This is a genomic window from Leucobacter triazinivorans, assembly GCF_004208635.1.
In the GTDB taxonomy this organism is placed as follows: domain Bacteria; phylum Actinomycetota; class Actinomycetes; order Actinomycetales; family Microbacteriaceae; genus Leucobacter; species Leucobacter triazinivorans.
The window spans coordinates 1,336,238-1,352,602 of the sequence record NZ_CP035806.1; the positions used below are offsets into that span (position 1 = coordinate 1,336,238).

A 16,365-nucleotide genomic window follows, 5' to 3' on the forward strand; every position below is an offset into this window, starting at 1 on the left:
GCTTGAGGGGAGGTCGCGATGACTCCGAAAGTGCCGATAGGGGTGCGGGGCCTACCCACGCGTGCCCTCCGCTCCGGGAAAGGTGGCGGCGCCGGGAGCCTGGGAGTCTGGCTCGCGCATGGCCCCCATCCAGGTTCGGATGTCGTTGACGCCGAACATGATGCGCTTGCCGAAGCGATATGCGCGGGGACCTTTGCCGTTGGTGCGCCAGTCGTAGATGGTTGAGATGGGAACGCCAAGGTAGTCGGCAAGTTCGTTGATGTTCAGGAGCGGTTCTAGGCCCTGCCGGTTGGGCTGTGGTTCTTCTTTCATCCCTCCAGTTTCGAAGTGCTCAGCTTGGCGAACGCCGCCGAAGGCTCCCAGAAAGTCGATGTCGTGACCGCTGGCGGGAGTTCTTGTACGGGTAGATCAACTGCGGTGATACTCACAGATCGCTACGACCATGCTCCGGACGCGATGCTCCTGGATACGGGTTCGGGTCAGAAGTACCAGGCTGACAGGCCCCATCGCGAGGAACTTCAGTGCGTTCCAGAGGCAGAGGAGGACGAGGAGGTTGAGCCATCCGGGGCCGCCGTCTGCGATGAGGGTCGTGAAGGCACTCGCTGCCAGGAGGTAGGGCACGGCGAGGAGTATCGCGGGGATGCCCCATTTGAGTCCTCTCCTCGTTCGGATGGCGTCGAGGAGGACATTCGTGGGCATATAACGGCGCAGAAATGTGCGAGCGCGGATGCTGAGGGTCCAGAGCTGGCGGATCATGACGGCAGTCCTCTTCCAAGGGTGTCTGGCGACAAAGAACCTTGAAGGACTGCCCGGAGGCCGTCATGCCGTCACGCTCGGGGTGACGGCGACACATATTTGAAAGTCGCCTTGTTTGTTCTTCCACTTTACGTCGCACCTCGGACATCGGGAAGAGGCCTCCAGTGTCGGCTTAGCGGGCGAGGCCGGATCTGTCGCGCCCCTGAGATTGGCGCGCGTCTGACTCCTGAGTCCGTGTGCCGAGGTCACCAAGCCTTGCCACAGATGCTGCTGCCCTTGCCGCGTCGATCTTCTGCACGTCGCTGTCGGGTGCCGGGCCGAGCGGTGTCCGGGCGGTGATGCCGTAGCGGTCGCGGTAGGCGGCCACGGTCTGCGCTTGTCGTCGCCACGCTGTTGCGGCTTTGACCTCGGTGGGTGCGGCTCCAAGTGCGAGCGCCCATTCCTGCCGTTCGCTGAGGGCTTGGTCGAGGACGGCTTCGGCTCGCTGCTGGATCAGCTCGCGACGTTCCGTGAGCGCTTTCTTCATCTCGGTGCTGATCGGGCCGGTGGCTTCGGGGATGAGGCCGGCGATCAGGCGGGGCGCCTTGCGGGTGCGGCCGGAACCGGCTGGGCGTGCGGTCGCGCGGGCGAGGCGGTGGTGCAGGACGGAGGCGATGTCGTCGGCGTCCTCGAAGGCGCGGGCGGCGACCAGGCGCGGCATGAGTGCGTCGATGTTGTGGTGGTTCGCCTCTGCCCGTCGCAACTCGGCAGTCAGTGCCCCGAACGTGTCGGAGTGGATCGCGTCTTCTGCCTCGTCCGCGGTGAGGCCGGATTGGCGGATGAGGGTGGCGAAGCGGTCGTGTTGGGCGGCTTGCGCGATCGTCTCGTACTCTGCCGCGAGCTGCGCCACTGACCCCCACGCCTCTTGTTCGGCGGTGATCGTCTCGTGCGCAGAGAGCTCCGCGCCGACATGCTGCAGCACCCCGTAGAGCACACTCCTCGCGGTCGCTGCCGGGTCGTCGGCGGGGTGTGGGGTGGTGTGGTTGTCGTCGGGCCGGTCAGTGGCGACGTAGACGAGGTTCGCGTGCCTGCCGCGGGTCATCGCGACATACAGGTTCTCCCTCGTCGTAGACGGATCAACAAGCACATGGGAGGTGTCGGTCGTGATGCCCTGCGCCCTATGCGCCGTCACTGCGTATCCCAGATCAACATGATCCGAGACGTAGTCAGCTGGGAGGGTCATGGTGCCGCGGCTGTCGGCGCGGCGGGCGGTGAGGGAGCCGTCGTCTCGAATGTCGGTGACGATCCAGCGGTCACCGTTTCGGACCCACCCGCGCGGGGTGTGGAGGCGGCGATCATTCTTCCTGGTGATGATCGTGTCCCCAACAGCTGCACGGGCGTCTCCTTGGAGGGCGACTTCACGTCGAGCATCCACGGCACCGTCGAGGATCAGGTCGGCGCGGGCACGCTGGTTCAGGGCGAGGACGGAGTCGTTGGAGTCCGCGATCAAAACTGTCGAGACCCCGGCGAGCATGTCGGTGCGCCACGCAGTGTAGGCAGCGTCGATCATCTTCTCGGTGTCGCCGCCGGTGATGCGGTCGTGCTCGGCGTAGGTGTCGATCGCTTCGGGGCGGCCGTGACGGAGGTCGAGGGAGGCAGTCTTCTCCCAGTCATTGACGAAGCGGTGCACGTCGACCAACTCGGGGGCGTCACTGCGGTCATGGACGAGGAGGGAGAACGCGCCACCAGAGGTGACGGATTGCAGTTGCGCCCAGTCACCCACCAGCAGCACCTTCGCGCCCACATCCACGGCATGTTCGGTGATCCGGTCGAGGGAGAGGGTGCCGGCCAGGGAGGCTTCGTCCACGATCACCAGCTGACCCTTGCGGAACGACGCGCCTACGTTTTGGTGGTCTTGCCACCACTTCGCGGTGTTCTCCGTCCTAATACCGAGATCATCGGCAAGGACCTGCGCAGCGACCGCGGACGGCGCAAGCCCGACGACGCTGCCCCGCCCGTGCCCGTGCTCCCACGCCGTGTGCAACGCGCGCATCGCCGTCGTCTTCCCGGCACCGGCAGGGCCGACCAGCACATCGACCGCCCGACCGGAGATCGCGACACCGGCAAGAGCTGCCGCCTGCTCGTCGCTGAGGAACCGTCCCTCGCGATCCGGGCGCCGGGCGACCTTCTCGATGGTCTCGACCGGCACGATGGGAGCAGTGATACTGCGGGCGCGGCTAAGGAGGCGGTCTTCGGCGTCGAGGATGCCCGGCGAGGAGTAGACCGTTGATCCCACGGGACGGAACCTGCTGATGTCATCAGGCCGACGGAACACGGCAGGACTCGAGGACAGCTCCGGCGGTGTCAGCCGAATCGACGCGCGTTCCGCGGCATCGACGACCATCCCGACGATCGCTTCACGATCCAGCGTAGTAGCGAACCGATATGGCATCGTCTGGCGTGCAGCCTCGGCTGTAAGGTTCCACTTCCGCCAGGTCGAACGCTTCCCACCGACCGCCTCGATCACACTGTGCCCGAGCGAGTCGATCACGTCCAACGGCACGTCATCCGCGCGAAGCAACAGCGGGGCGTCGTTCGCGGTCACGGTGCGGGCCCAGCGGATGGCGTCTTCACCGAGGAGGTGCGACGCCCGTTCCCGCCATTCGCCCGTGAGGTTCGCGAGGGACCGCACCTGCTTCTCTGGCCGCGTCGCCAGTGTTGCCTGTGCGCGGAGCTTGATGATCGTCGCGAGTGATGGTTGTCTGCCGTGGCGGGCGACGTACTCGGCGATGAGCCGGTTCTTCTCCTGATCGATCTGCCTAGACCTGGACGAGAACTCCGCGACCAGCTTCTCCGGCACGGTCGTGATCGCCCAGGCGGGGTTGCGGTCGCGACCCATGTCTCGGGCTTCCCACTCGACCCCGAAGGCGCGGGTGAGGTGATCAGCGAACACTGCCTCATGCAGTTCGGAGAGCGCAACAGTTGCGGCGTGCAGCGGGCGTCCGTCGAGGGAGCGCCACTTGCCGTCGTGGACGGTCTGCACCTTGTTCGAGATCACCACATGCGTGTGCAGATGCGGATCACCCGCCCGCGAGTCGTAGTGATCGAACGCGGTCGCGATCACCCCCGAAACATCCGCTTGCGCAACCGCCCCATTGCGTCCCGCTGCACCGACACGGGTTGCCGCAACCTCTCGCTCGATGAACGCAACCATCTCCGCAACCGCCGCATGATGCGCCTCCGCAATCAACGATTGCGTCCCCGCATCCGACACAGCCCACAACACCGACGCGGACTTCGGAATCGAGAACGTGAAATCGAACCCCGCAACCGCCTTCCGCACCCCACGCCCGCTCTCCTCAGCCTCGATTGCGGCGACCGCTTCCGCACGCTCGGTCACCGGGAGGTCGGCATCGAGCCGTGCGGTGCGACGCTCGATCCGCTCAGTCACCGTCGGGTACATCCGATACGGGCGCCCGAGCGCCTGGTCGGTGGCGGGGTCACGGCCTTGCCCGATCAGTCGTTGAAGCTGCTGCTCGGAGACCTCATCGCCAACGGCGATCGAACCGCCGCCGAGCGCGATGACAGCTGACCCAATCCACCGCCCGGGCGGGGTTCCTTCCTCGGTGTAGTACCTCGTGAGCGGTGTGGAGAGCACTCGGTCGCCGTCACCGGTGGCGACGGTGCGCAGGAGGTACTTGTAGCCGTCGCCGGCGGACATCACCCGCATCGAAACCGTCACCTGTCGCCGCCTCTCCTCACCCCGAAGGTGAGCTCGACAGGCCACCGGAGCTGTGACTTCTGAGGTCACGTTCGGACGGTGGCGCGCCTCGCTTGCAAGACGCGTGACAGCCCGTTCGAGCGAACCGCGAGACAGGAGCGGCGCTCGTAGTTGTCGGCGGCCGGCATGGCTCGGGAGAAGCCGTCTGAAGTTTGGTGGGTGGGGTGGCTCGTGCACCTGGTCGGTGAACAGCTCGGAGTGGCATTACGACTCCAGAGATCACCGTTTCAGGAGGTTTACCTGTGGCAGACAAGCCCCTTACCGGCTCGGCCGCACCATTACGTGTCGGGTCGTTGTTCTCCGGCTATGGCGGGCTCGACCTCGCAGTGGAGGAAGTCTTCGGAGCGAAGACGATCTGGTTCTCTGAGATCAACGAACCCATCGCCCGCGTCTTCTCCTACCACTGGCCTGACGCCCCGAATCTCGCGGACATCACCACCATCGAATGGAACACCGTCCCGCAGGTGGACATCCTCTGCGGCGGGTTCCCCTGCCAAGACGTATCCACGGTCGGGAAGATGGCCGGCTTGAAACCCGGCACCCGATCCGGTCTCTGGGCGCACATGGCCGCCGCGATCGACGCATTGCAACCGGAGTGGGTAGTGATCGAGAACGTCCGCGGGCTGCTCTCCGCACCCGCAATCCGCGCAAATCTCGAAGGAGACTACGATGAGCAATGCAACCCCCGAGACGCAACTCCCGAAGGCGCAACCCCTCGCGGTGTGGAACCCGACTCGTGGCTTCTGGGAGAAACCGCAACTCGACCTCTTCGGGCAGCAGGAGCAGTTCTCGGGGACCTGGCCGACCTCCGGTATGACGCGCAATGGATCGGTCTACCCGCTTCCGCAATCGGTGCGCCCCACCCCAGATACCGCGTCTTCATCCTCGCCCGTCGCACTCTTCCGAACCCCACTGGCCTCGGACGCATCGCGTGGTCGGGAGACTCTGCAACAGGTAAAGGCGCGCCGTGGCACGATCGCGCTCAGCCATCAGATCATCGACCTCGCCCTCCACGGCCCGAACGGACACCCGAGCGAAGAAGCCGAGAACCTGTGGACGTTGATCGAGCAGCTTTTCGACGATGGGGACGATACGCCCCCGCCATCGCCCAATGGGAACGAATTACCGGTTGCCCCGCCCCATTTCCCGCCATCCTGAACGAGAATCTAGGACCGCGGCCTGCTCCGGTATTCGTGGAATGGCTCATGGGCCTACCTGGTGGATGGGTTACAGACCGGAGTCTCGGCCTATCCCACGCACAGCAGCTCACCGCACTTGGCAACGGAGTGCTTCCGCATCAAGCGGTAGCCGCGCTGAACAAGCTTCGCGACGGCTGCACCGTCATCACCGGCTAAGGAAGCTGCGACGCTTTCACGCAATCGCGCTTCCGACTGTCTGTAGACGCTTCGTCATCAGCACTTTGCATGCCGCGGGTCGAGCCTTCCAGTACGGTTCATCCAGATTTCGAAAGGCAGGGTGAGAAACGGAATCACTGAGAGCATGAGGCCGGCCGGGAGCGCCCACCACGACCAACGGAATCGGATGGTGGCGGCGATGCAGGCGGCCACGAATGCGAGCCAGGCGATGCCGTGCACCCAGCCCCAGATCGTGACAGGGAGGGGGCTACCATGGAGGGGGTACTTGATGGCCAACGCCGTGAGCATCCCCGCCCAGCTGATGGCTTCGGCAATCGCCGTAGCGCGGAACAGCACCCGCGCGACTCGGAAGGAGCCTGACCTCGTGGCGGTGGTGGCGAGCCTGTCCGTGAGGGTCATGCGCCCGAATGGTTCGGGTTGACGAGGTTGGCGATGCGTTCGCCGAGTTCAGCGCGGACCTCACTGGACATCGGGATGCCGGTAATGGTGTCGTAGAGCCAGAGGCCATCGGCGGCAAGACGCGCGATGATCCTGGTTGCTTCGTCATCTGTGAGGGGTGCCTTGGTTGGTGTGGGCGGTGTCCAGATGTTCATCAGTCGTGTCCACGGGGCCGCGAGTTCGGGAGTGGTGGAGGCTTCGAGGATGAGGAGGAGCTCGGCGTGGTCGGCGCTGGTGGCGGCGACCCGCGCGTAGGCGACGTCCCGTTCCCGGTCAGTGAGCTGGTCGACAGGCTTTCCCGCAGCGTTTGTGAGGTTTGCCTCCCATTGGTCGGCTAGGTGCTCTTGCAACGCGGTCAGGAGGGTTTCGCGGGATGGGAAGTGGTAGACGAGTCCGCCTTTGGTGAGGCCTGCTTCCTCTGCAACGGATTCGTAAGTGACGGCGGTGACGCCGTCGCGGGCGACGACCCGGAGTGCGGCGTCGAGGATTAGGTCGCGTTTACTCGGACGCATCAGTGGATCTTTTCTGTGCTGGGGCGCTGGCAATGTTACGTGCTCCGGAGCCGCGAAGCAGCACGGCGGTGGTGGCGACGGCTGCCGCGAGGATGATGCTGATAACGATCATCGTGATGGTGTACCCGGTGTTGTAGGCGGCATGCGCTGCGGCGAACACTTCCGGGTACGCGTCGACGACAGCCAGAGCGTCGGGCAGGCTCTGCTGTGCCTGATCGGGTGCACCGGCCGGGAGGCGAATGACGGTCGAGTAGATAAACGTGATGAGGCTGCCGAGCATGGCGACCGCGGTGAGTGAACCGAACTCGTAGGAAACTTCCTCGACAGAGGAGGCCATGCCTTCCCGGCCGGGGGGTGCGTTGCCGACGATCGCGATGGATGCGACCGACATCGCGAACCCGGTCCCGGCGCCGACCACGATGAGCCCCACGATCAACGCAGGGAACGATATGTGCACCCCGATCAGAATGAGTACTGCCCCGACCAGTGCCGTGGTGAGTCCCCCAGTGATGATGGGCCGCAAACCTGTCCGGTGCAGGATGGCGCCGCCGATGAGGGAGGCGGGGAGGGCGCCGAGCGCGAGCGCCGCGACCAGCAGGCCGGCGCCCAGGGGGGTGAAGCCTTCCAGGAGTTGGTAGCGCTGGGTGGTGATGAGCTCGATGCCGGCGACGGCGAACATCGCCAACGATGCGGCGATCACACCGGAGGTGAAGGCCCGGTTGCGGAAGATGGAGAACACCAGCAGCGGCTCGTTTAGCCGCTTCTGCCGGCGCGTGAACAGCACGAACCCGACAGCGGAGATGAGGCCAGCGCCGACGATGAGGAGCCAGTTCTGCGGGGTGTGGGCGAACTCCTTGATCGTCAGCACCGCACCGACCAGGCCCATCAACGCCCAGATCGAGGACAACAGGTCCCACTTCTTCGCTGGGTTCGGGTCGTTCGGAGGGGCCAGCATGATGGTCGCGATGAATGCAGCCGCAGCGACGGGTACGTTGATCAGGAACACCGATCCCCACCAGAACACCTGCAGCAGTGCGCCGCCGACGATCGGACCGAGGGCCATCCCGACAGTGGACAGGGAACCCCACACCCCGAAAGCGATGTTCCGTTCCCGCTCATCGTCGAAAGTCACCGCGATCAACGCGAGTGTCGCAGGCATCATCGTCGCCGCCCCCACCGCCAGCAGCGCCCGGGCGGCGATCAGCACCCACGCCGTCGGCGCGAACGCCGCCAGCAGCGACGCCGCCCCGAAGATCACCAGGCCGATCAGGAACATCCGACGGTGTCCAACGCGATCCCCCAAGGTGCCGGAGCCCAGCAGCAGCCCGGCCATCACCACTGGGTAGGCGTTGATGATCCACAACGCCTGCGACCCCGTCGCTCCCAGCTCCTTCGTCAAGGTCGGCAACGCCGTATAGAGGATCGAGTTATCCAACACGATCAGCAACAACCCGGCACTCACCGTCGCCAACAGTCCCCACCGTTGGGCCCGGGACACCTGTCTCACCCCTGCAGACACACTCATACCATAACTATACCATTCGTACGGTTACGCTATCGTCGTCAGGCAGCTCCGGCGACCCGCCAAAGAAACTATACGTTATGGTATAGAAAAGGCGCGGTCTGTTCACCTGGCAACGAGTACCGGCGTCGAGGAGGAGAAGGGTGACCGTGTGGAAGGCAGAGCGGTGGGGACGAGCGTCAGTGAACAAGGGCAGCTAGCCGGTCAGCCCGCGAGCGATGCAGCGAACGTGGCGGGCGGCCGGGCGGACGTCGCCATGCGACGGGTACTCCGCGTGTCTGTCGTCGACCGCGGCACCGAGCTGGCAGCCCACCGGTCGTTCCGGCGTTCATTGGTGCTGTCCGGAGTGCGTTGTGTGGTGAGCTACGTGCTGATCCCGTTGCTGGTCCCCGTGATCAGCTTCTTCGGAGTTGTCGCCACCCCGATCAGCCTGCTGCTGTGCGTGTTCGCTGCGGTGAACGGTGTAGCCAGCGTCCGACGGTTCTGGCGCGCCGACCATCGACTGAAGTGGATGTACACGATGTTCATCGGGATCGTGTTCGTCGTCCTCACCGTTGCCGTGACCGGTGATATCGCGAAGCTGGCGGCTACCGTATGAGTTCCGTACCCGACGATGCAGAAAAGGCAGTGCCCGTATCCGAGGACCAATCGCTCGAAACCCCGAGGCCGCCGGATCGGCTCTCCCGTGAAGCGTGGGTGGGTCTGCTCTTGTTTGCGGCGTTCGTGGTGGGGACGAGCAGTTGCATGATCTCTTTGTTGCTTGGGTGATGGGGACGGTTACGGAGGTCTGTTCTGACCAGAACTGGCGTCCTCCGCATTGCGAAACGTAATGAGGAAACAGCCACAGTCTCCCTTCTCCCCTGAACGATACAGCCCTCCCGAATCGGTGCGGCCGGCGCTGAACACGAGCGATGGTTCCGCTGCTCTGGTGGGAGCCAGTTTTGTCCTGCCAGTGGTGGCGATGGAGAGTCGTCGTACCCGACCGACACGCCGTGCAGTGTTCGACCGGGCGAAGCTGGTGTCTGTCATGGATGGCGCGGCCGAGGTCGAGACAGCTTTGGGTGCGGTGTCGGTAAGACAGGGACACTCCTTTGCCGTCGGCGCAGGCGTGTGGTGTTCCGTGCTGCCTCGCGGGCCCGTCCGGTTGTGGACGGTCTATGTTGACGAGACGCTGTTCCGCTCACACATGCGCTGGGTGCTACCTGTGCAGGGCCGCGTAGTTCCACAGGTACATCCTGCCCAGTGGCGGGGCGCACCGATCGTCGTCGACGCCGGTGCAGACGTGCTCCGCCGAACCGAACGGTTCTGGCGGCAGATGAGCGTGCTCGCCAGCTCAAACCACCCTCCGGAACTGGTCGCCGCACGAACACTCACGCTCTTCTCCCATGCGGTCGAACAGTCCGTGCAAGCCCTCGTCGTCCCAGATCAACGCGAGGTCGCATACGATACCCCGCCCGTCTCACCCGTCGGCGGTAGGTTGACGGTGAGGACATCCGTAGGGACGGCTGCGCGGGCAGCGCAGCTTTTGCTTTCCGGGATCTCAGAGCATTGGGACATGAGGCGTTTGTCACAGTCGGTAGCGATGTCCCGCCCACATCTGACGCGACTATTCACCGACCAGTTCGGCACTACCCCAATGCGATTCCTCACCGAGACCCGGACGACGGAGTTCACTCGGCTGTTGGAAGAAACGGAATTGCCGATCGGTGTGATCTCTCGGCGCGTGGGCTGGAATGACGCAAGGGTCGCGGCGGCCTGGTTCCGGCGGCGGTTCGGGATCTCCCCGTCCCAATTCCGTCGAAGCCCTCACCCGCACGTCGAAGGCGGCACGGCCGCGTGACATAGCCGCTCATCCACCGCACCACCGCGGCGGACGCGGCGGACGCGGCGGACGCGGCCTTTGTCTCGCGGGACGCGGTTTTCGGCTCGACGATGCCCCCGCTGCTATCGCGAGACGCTGCTCATGAGGTAGGCAAGGGCAGACACGTCGGGTTCATAGTGGAGCCTGGCGGTCGCCGCTTCGGCCTGCTGTCCGTCTCGTTCTCCTGATGTCCCGGCGCACCTCATGGTCGCAGGGATCACCGCTACCTGCCGTTGACCCCGCCGGGAGGAGATCAAGAATGGCGATGTACGAGGACGCACGAGCTACGCGGGATGCGAAGCTCGACCACCTCCATGAGCGACTCACGGCTGCGGTCGATCAGCTCGTCTCAGGGCAGGACTGGAAACGAGCGTTGGAGTTCGCGGCCAGGTTCCGCGCCCGCTCGTTCAACAACACCCTGCTGATCTTCGCGCAGCACCAGAGCGCATTCGAGGCGGGCAGGGTTGCGGAGCCGGTACCGACGTACGTGGCGGGGTTCAAGCAATGGCAGACACTTGGCCGCCAGGTCGAGAAGGGCCAGTCGGGGTACATGATCCTCGCCCCGGTCACCGGCCGGTTCGCATCGTTCACCCCGAAGGTCGCGGAATCGTGGCGCCGGCTCGGACGGTTCGAGAAGCCGAAGCCGGGTGAGGCGGTGCGGTCGCGCATGGTCGGGGTGCGTCCTGCCTATGTCTGGGATGTCTCCCAAACCGCGGGCGATCCGATCCCCGCACCGCCGTCGCCGCGGCTGCTGGAGGGCGAATCACCGTACGGGCTCTGGGAGGGCATTGCGCGGCTGGTGGAGGCGGAGGGGTTCACGGTGTTGCGGGTGCCGCATGAGGGCATGATCCACGGCGCCAACGGCCTCACCGACTTTGGCGCGAAGACGGTGGCGGTGCGGGAGAACATGCCCGATGCAGCTCAGGTGAAGACCCTCGTGCACGAGCTCGCGCACGTCCTCCTGCACGGCCCGGAGAACCCGGATGCGTCGGGGCATCGTGGGATCGGTGAGGTGGAGGCGGACTCTGTCGCGTTGATGGTCGCTGCTGCTCACGGCATGGACACGAGTGATTACACGGTGCCGTATGTGTCGGGGTGGGCGGCAACGGTGCCGGAGAAATCCCCGGCCGAGGTCGTCCAAGCCACCGGCGAACGCGTCCGAAAGACGGCGGCGTCGATCCTTGACCAACTCCCGACCGAGCAGGTCAGCAACGGTGACCCTCCCGGTCTGAACCGTGATGCGCCGTCCAAGAAGCCTGCTGCGTCTGAACGGGCACCCGGCGCTGATCCGCTGGCTGAAGAACCCCGCCGGGTGACGGCCGGGTCGGTAAGGAGTCTGTGATGGGCGCGCTCGACGTGTTCGCTGAGGTGAACGGGATGCCACTCGCTGATGCAGCCGCGCGCTTCGCGGCTGCCGGGGTGCCGGTGTTCCCATGCGTCCCAGGTGAGAAGCGCCCGCTCGTGCGCCGAGGGTTCCATGACGCAAGCGCTGACCCTCAGCAAGTGGGGATGTGGTGGTCGAGGTGGCCGTCCGCGAATATCGGTATCCCTACGGGTGCCGCGTCCGGGGCGGAGGTCGTCGATGTCGATGTGCACCAGGCCGTCACCGGGTTCCCTGCCTTCCGTGCTGCGCACCGTGAAGGGCATGCGACAGGGTGGGCGGCACTCGTGCGCACCCCCTCCGGCGGGCTGCACGCCTACTATCCGTCGGACCCGGGTCGTGTGCAGTCGTCGTGGCAGGCGGCGCGGGCGCATGTCGATTTCCGTGGCGACGGCGGCTACATCATCGCCCCACCCTCCCAAGTGCTGCGCCCCAGCGGAGTCCGGGCACCGTATCGGCTGATCGTGACCTCCGGCGATGCGCCGGCCCCGGTGGATGCGGTGCGTCTGCGCGAGTTCCTGGACCCCCGCACCCCGATCCCTATCGACGCTGCTCGTCCAGCACGGGTCGGCCGGCGGGGGTCGGATGCGAATGTGCTCGCCGGATGGGTAGCGGGTCGTGGTGAGGGCGAGCGGAACCGTGGCCTGTTCTGGGCCGCGTGCCGCCTCGCCGAAGCCGGCACCTCGCCCGACTCAACGCTCGAAGCGTTGGGGCCTGCCGCGGAGCACGCGGGGCTCGGGTCGCGGGAGATCATGGCGACGATCCGCTCCGCCTACCGCACCACGAGTCCCATACCGCGAACTGCCACGGATTCTGAGCTGGATGAGCGTCGTCTGGTGCGCGGATCACCGGGACGGATGCTGTCATGAGCGCCATCGAAGTCGTCTCTCCGCGGGGTCGCCGTCTGGCGGTGGTGACGGCGATCGCGGGGACGGTGTTCATCGCCGCCGGTGCGTTCTGGCTGTCGTTCACCGCGCTTGCCGATCTCGCACGGCGGTCTGGGATTGATGCAGGGCAAGCGTGGGCGTGGCCGCTCATTGTGGACGGCATCATTGTCGTCGCGACGGTAGCCGTCGTCGCCCTTGCCAGTCAGCGTCGACCGACCTGGTATCCGTGGACTCTGCTCGCGGCGGGCGCGGTGGTGTCGGTGACAGCGAACGCGATCCACGCGATCATCGCCGCCGACATTGACGTGCCTAGCGTGCTCGCCGCGTCGGTCGCTGCGATCCCGCCCCTGGTGCTGTTGTCGATCACGCACCTCACGGTCATCCTCACCCGCCCCACCACCACGCCGGACGCAGACATGATCGAGGACGCTCCGGCCGAGACCGCTGCTCCATCGCAGACGGTCGCCCTGCGAGAACGTGAACCAGTGCACGCTGCGGGGATACCGGCGGTGCCGGTGAGTGAGCGGCGGGCAGAAGCCACCGAGTTGCGGGAGGTGGCGGGTTGGTCGAACAAGCAGATCGCCCGGCACCTGGGCGTGCACCCCTCGACCGTGGGCCGCTGGTTCACCCCGCGCAGTAGCGAGTCGAAGAAGGAGGCACCGTGAACGAGCATGCAGAGGCAGAGCGCAGCGAGGCGCCGGAAGCCCGACACGAAGCGGCGGGCTCAGAGGTGGAGCGGTCGGCGTTCGCGGTGCATCGCGACCCGTCCCTCACCGCCACGGCCAGCGGTCCTGGTTCGCGGGTGGGGCGAGGGATCGCGTGGGTGCGTCCATCCGATCTGATCGCAGCAAGCAGCGCCCGGCTCGCGGGCCGTGGCATCGACTTTCAGGCGGAGCTCGCGCATCGCGTCCGCCGCGCACCCGGCCAGACGTACCGTGCGACCCGGAACCGGGCACGCGACCTCCGTGATCGACGTGCCGCCCGAGTAGTGCCGGAGCCGTCGGTGTTCGAGTCGTTCGACGTGTTCGAGCCGCAGGATCGGTATCGCTCGTCGTCGTGGGTGCGGCCGTCGGGGATCGGACTGGGGTGAGCCGCCGTGGACAGGGAACGGTGCGGCGGCGCTGGCGGGGAGCCGGTGCGCACCTTCCTGTCAGGAGGTGCCACCATGCCACAACCCCACACCCCGCGCCGCAACGATCACCGTCGTGGCTTCGAAAACTCAGAACGACTCCGCGAACTCCTCACCCGACTCGATGCTGAGGGACCTGACGCCTGGCGGACTGACCTGGTCGCCGCCGAACTCATGCAGCACGCCGCCCAGAAATACGCCGCCCTCGCCCGCAAACACGGGCTCGACCCCTGGGAGGCGGCAGGCGCGGCGTTCGAGGCGATGCGCACCGCCGCTGTCCGGCGGGCGGACGACCCGTGGGCGGTGATCACCCGGGCCGTGCAGATCACCTGCATCGCCGAGAACCGCGCCAACGGGCTGCTCTGCTCGGTGCACCAGGCGCGACGGCCCCGGTACTCGAGTTTCCATGACGCCGAACGGTTCTCCGACAGGGAGAACCCCCTCACCGACTACCACCCCGCATTCCGCGCCGACCCGTTCGCCACCGACGACGATGACGACGGCGAAGCGTTTGAGGAGCCGGGGTGCACGGGTGTGGAGTCCGCTGTTGAAGACACGATCGCGTTGCTGTGCTGGCACGCGTGGGAGCCGGAGATCGCGCGGGCCGCGGTCGAGTGCGTCTGTGCGCGCCTCGCCGAGTCCGTCTCGCGGGCGGGCGCGTATGAGTCGCTGCGGCGGGATCGTCACGCCCGCGCACTGCTCGACATCCCCGCCCCGTCCTGGTACCGGCTGCTGCGGATCATCCTCGGCGCACCCGACGCGCACCTGACCGGCACCAGTGCGGGTCGTGGCGTGCTGTTGCGGCTGCTGATCGGTGAATCGTTGCGGCATCTCATGGACGATGCCGCACTCGGCACAGCGATCAAGATTGCCGCTCCTGGTGTCATGCGGGGCCGGCCATGAGCGAGCCAGGACACATCGAGTTGGAACGGTCGGTCTCCTCAATCTGGGCTGGCCGCCGGCACCGGGAAGACTACGGCGATCTCGATGCCCTGATCGAGTCGATCGTGCGGGATGGGTTGTTGCAGCCGATCACGATTACCCCGGACGGGATGCTGATCTGCGGCGCCCGCCGCTTGGCTGCGATCCGGCAGCTCGGGTGGAAGACCGTGAACGTGTGGGTGCGCTCCGGCATCTCCACCACCCTGGGGCTGCTCCTCGCCGAGCAAGACGACAACCTGCTCCACAAGCCCCTCACCCGTACCGAGGAAGCCACCCTCTATGCCGAGCTGAAAGCACTCATGGTCGAGGATGCGGCGAGTCGGCAGGAAGCGTCACGGTTCACCTCGAAACACGAAAATCCCAGGTCACACGGTGCCGCCACGGTGGCGGCACCGCAGAATGGCGACACTCGGCAGCAGGCGGCGCTGATGGTCACTGGCCGAAACGCCTATACCTCGCTGGAACGCATCAACGACCTGCAACGCCTCGCAGTTGACCCCGCCGAGCCGGAGGATGTGCGCCAGCGAGCACAGGAAGAGCTCGACCGGATTAACGCGGGCGGATCGATCACCGGGGCAGGGCATCGCATCCGCGCCGCGCAAGCACTCGCCGAACTCGACACCCTCGCGGGCGACCCTACACAACCCGCCGGCATCCGCGATACCGCCGCAGCCGGCGCCGCCCGCCTGCGAGAACTTGAAGCCACCGCAAGACCCGCGGACCTGGAACGGCTGGCCGAACTCGCCGTTGAGCGGGCGAAGACCGCGACCAAGAAACGCCCCGCACAGCTCGCGAAAGCGCGACTCCACGCCGTCGAGGAACCCGCGCGTGAGTTCCTGCCAGTCAGGTCATTCGCCTACCTCTGGGACGAGCTCGCCACCTGGACCGAACGCTACGACCCAGATGCGATCGGCCCGGCGCTCTCAGGTGAGCAGTGGTCAGTGTTCGAGAACGCCGTCGCCGCGACAGTCGCATTCCTTGACGCCGCTCGTGTGGCGCGGAGCGCGAGTCGCGACACCGCCTGAACCCTCCGGTGTACTCAGCGTTGCTGAGTGGTTTGGTGCACCTGCCTGGTGATCCGCATTCGCCCGGAAGGACACCAGGATGGACCCCACCACTCGCCGCCGCCGCACCATGCTCATCGCCGCCATCACCGGCGGTCTGATCCTTATCCTCCTCGTTGGCGTAGGCGTGTACGGCCTCATCCGCGGACCGCAGCCCACCGTGCCTGACGACATGACACCTTCGGATCAGCCGACTGTGACAGCTCCCGTCGCCGAGCCTGCCGCCCCGGAGCCGGTGACCGCGCTCGGCGGGTCGGAAGAGTTCGCGGTGGCGGTCGCGGAGGCTCTGTTCACCTGGGACACGAGCAGCGGGTACGGGCCGGCCGACTATGTGCAGATGCTCGCCGATGTCACCGCCGACACCGAAGCCGACGCGGCAGCCTCCGATGTTCGCGCGTATCTGCCGACCCCGGAGGCATGGGCGCAGCTCCGCACCCACCAAACGCGGCAGTGGCTCACCATCGACACCATCGAGATCCCCGACGCATGGGAGGCGGCCGTGGCGCAGGCGGCTCCGGGGCAGATTCCCGACGGTGCGGTCGCGTACACGATCACCGGCACCCGTCACCGCACCGGCTACTGGGGCACCGACCCTGCCACGACGACCCATGATGTCGCGTTCACGGTGTTCCTCACCTGCACCCCCGAACGAAACCCGGCTCCGGCTCCCGCCGATCGGATCATCGAGACCTGTGCGCTGTTGCGGCTGTCGCAGCTCGACAACCCGCTGCGGTGAC

Annotated in this window: 16 protein-coding genes and 1 pseudogene; 11 read left to right on the plus strand and 6 right to left on the minus strand. The window is 66.2% G+C overall.

Going from position 1 to position 16,365, the window contains the following annotated elements:
- Positions 1 to 51 precede the first annotated feature (51 nt).
- The 3 genes from EVS81_RS06085 to mobF form a co-directional block, all read right to left on the minus strand.
- Positions 52 to 312, minus strand: coding sequence for a helix-turn-helix domain-containing protein (locus EVS81_RS06085; protein WP_130109599.1), 261 nt, complete (start codon positions 310 to 312; stop codon positions 52 to 54).
- Positions 313 to 408: 96 nt separating this feature from the next.
- Complete coding sequence (locus EVS81_RS06090; protein WP_130109600.1) at positions 409 to 756, minus strand: sulfate permease; 348 nt, start codon at positions 754 to 756, stop codon at positions 409 to 411.
- Positions 757 to 928: 172 nt separating this feature from the next.
- The gene (gene mobF, locus EVS81_RS06095; protein WP_130111314.1) at positions 929 to 4,465 is read right to left on the minus strand and encodes a MobF family relaxase; all 3,537 of its coding nucleotides are present in this window, start codon (positions 4,463 to 4,465) and stop codon (positions 929 to 931) included.
- Between the two features lie 377 nt (positions 4,466 to 4,842).
- Here mobF and EVS81_RS16050 point away from each other — a divergent pair.
- Positions 4,843 to 5,091: pseudogene (locus tag EVS81_RS16050) on the plus strand (DNA cytosine methyltransferase); the annotation flags it as partial.
- Between the two features lie 94 nt (positions 5,092 to 5,185).
- Complete coding sequence (locus EVS81_RS16055) at positions 5,186 to 5,674, plus strand: hypothetical protein (RefSeq protein WP_240740093.1); 489 nt, start codon at positions 5,186 to 5,188, stop codon at positions 5,672 to 5,674.
- Between the two features lie 254 nt (positions 5,675 to 5,928).
- On the opposite strand, the gene EVS81_RS06105 is transcribed toward EVS81_RS16055, so the two are convergent.
- The 3 genes from EVS81_RS06105 to EVS81_RS06115 are packed head-to-tail and all read right to left on the minus strand — an operon-like array spanning position 5,929 to position 8,304.
- Complete coding sequence (locus tag EVS81_RS06105; RefSeq protein WP_130109602.1) at positions 5,929 to 6,291, minus strand: DUF3817 domain-containing protein; 363 nt, start codon at positions 6,289 to 6,291, stop codon at positions 5,929 to 5,931.
- Positions 6,288 to 6,842 (minus strand): TetR/AcrR family transcriptional regulator, encoded by a 555-nt coding sequence (locus EVS81_RS06110; protein WP_130109603.1) that lies wholly within the window; start codon positions 6,840 to 6,842, stop codon positions 6,288 to 6,290. The genes EVS81_RS06105 and EVS81_RS06110 overlap by 4 nt, the downstream gene beginning before the upstream one ends.
- On the minus strand, positions 6,829 to 8,304 hold the full coding sequence (locus tag EVS81_RS06115; protein WP_240740055.1) for an MFS transporter: 1,476 nt from the start codon (positions 8,302 to 8,304) through the stop codon (positions 6,829 to 6,831). Before EVS81_RS06115 ends, EVS81_RS06110 begins: the two co-directional genes overlap by 14 nt.
- Before the next feature lie 226 nt (positions 8,305 to 8,530).
- Between EVS81_RS06115 and EVS81_RS06120 the strand changes: the two genes are divergently transcribed.
- The 9 genes from EVS81_RS06120 (at position 8,531) to EVS81_RS06160 (ending at position 16,364) form a co-directional block, all read left to right on the plus strand.
- Positions 8,531 to 8,962: a hypothetical protein gene (locus tag EVS81_RS06120; RefSeq protein WP_240739997.1), complete on the plus strand. Its 432-nt coding sequence runs from the start codon at positions 8,531 to 8,533 to the stop codon at positions 8,960 to 8,962.
- Between the two features lie 399 nt (positions 8,963 to 9,361).
- The gene (locus tag EVS81_RS06125) at positions 9,362 to 10,204 is read left to right on the plus strand and encodes a helix-turn-helix transcriptional regulator (RefSeq protein ID WP_165384197.1); all 843 of its coding nucleotides are present in this window, start codon (positions 9,362 to 9,364) and stop codon (positions 10,202 to 10,204) included.
- 280 nt (positions 10,205 to 10,484) lie between these two features.
- Positions 10,485 to 11,567 carry an ArdC-like ssDNA-binding domain-containing protein gene (locus EVS81_RS06130; RefSeq protein ID WP_130111316.1) on the plus strand — a complete coding sequence of 361 codons (1,083 nt, stop codon included), beginning with the start codon at positions 10,485 to 10,487 and terminating at the stop codon, positions 11,565 to 11,567.
- Positions 11,568 to 11,602: 35 nt separating this feature from the next.
- A complete protein-coding gene (locus tag EVS81_RS06135; RefSeq protein ID WP_240740056.1) occupies positions 11,603 to 12,475 on the plus strand; it encodes a bifunctional DNA primase/polymerase in 873 nt (290 codons plus the stop codon).
- Positions 12,472 to 13,158: a DUF2637 domain-containing protein gene (locus EVS81_RS06140; protein ID WP_130109607.1), complete on the plus strand. Its 687-nt coding sequence runs from the start codon at positions 12,472 to 12,474 to the stop codon at positions 13,156 to 13,158. Before EVS81_RS06135 ends, EVS81_RS06140 begins: the two co-directional genes overlap by 4 nt.
- Entirely contained in the window at positions 13,155 to 13,583 is a 429-nt protein-coding gene (locus EVS81_RS06145; RefSeq protein WP_130109608.1) for a hypothetical protein, read from the plus strand. The genes EVS81_RS06140 and EVS81_RS06145 overlap by 4 nt, the downstream gene beginning before the upstream one ends.
- A 75-nt stretch (positions 13,584 to 13,658) precedes the next feature.
- Positions 13,659 to 14,525, plus strand: coding sequence for a hypothetical protein (locus EVS81_RS06150; RefSeq protein WP_130109609.1), 867 nt, complete (start codon positions 13,659 to 13,661; stop codon positions 14,523 to 14,525).
- Positions 14,522 to 15,589: a ParB N-terminal domain-containing protein gene (locus tag EVS81_RS06155; RefSeq protein ID WP_130109610.1), complete on the plus strand. Its 1,068-nt coding sequence runs from the start codon at positions 14,522 to 14,524 to the stop codon at positions 15,587 to 15,589. Before EVS81_RS06150 ends, EVS81_RS06155 begins: the two co-directional genes overlap by 4 nt.
- A gap of 79 nt (positions 15,590 to 15,668) precedes the next feature.
- Entirely contained in the window at positions 15,669 to 16,364 is a 696-nt protein-coding gene (locus EVS81_RS06160; RefSeq protein ID WP_130109611.1) for a hypothetical protein, read from the plus strand.
- Position 16,365: the final 1 nt, after the last annotated feature.